Source organism: Phosphitispora fastidiosa, from assembly GCF_019008365.1.
In the GTDB taxonomy this organism is placed as follows: domain Bacteria; phylum Bacillota; class Thermincolia; order Thermincolales; family UBA2595; genus Phosphitispora; species Phosphitispora fastidiosa.
Genome location: NZ_JAHHUL010000095.1, coordinates 1 through 312, shown reverse-complemented (window position 1 = coordinate 312; position 312 = coordinate 1). Strand labels below are relative to the sequence as shown.

1 rRNA gene is annotated in these 312 nt (G+C 54.8%); it reads left to right on the top strand.

Annotated features, from left to right (window positions below):
- Window positions 1–312, top strand: a 16S ribosomal RNA gene (locus Ga0451573_RS19095); the annotation flags it as partial.

The following is a 312-nucleotide window of genomic DNA, read 5'->3' as shown; positions in this document are numbered from 1 at the left end:
CCGTCTGCGAGTGCCAGCCGCCGCGGTAATACGGAGGGTGCAAGCGTTGTTCGGAATTACTGGGCGTAAAGCGCGCGTAGGTGGTCTATTAAGTCAGATGTGAAAGTCCCTGGCTCAACTGGGGAAGTGCATATGAAACTGGTAGACTTGAGTACTGGAGGGGGAAGTGGAATTCCCGGTGTAGAGGTGAAATTCGTAGATATCGGGAGGAATACCGGTGGCGAAGGCGACTTCCTGGCCAGATACTGACACTGAGGTGCGAAAGCGTGGGTAGCAAACAGGATTAGAAACCCCTGTAGTCCCGGCGCTGAG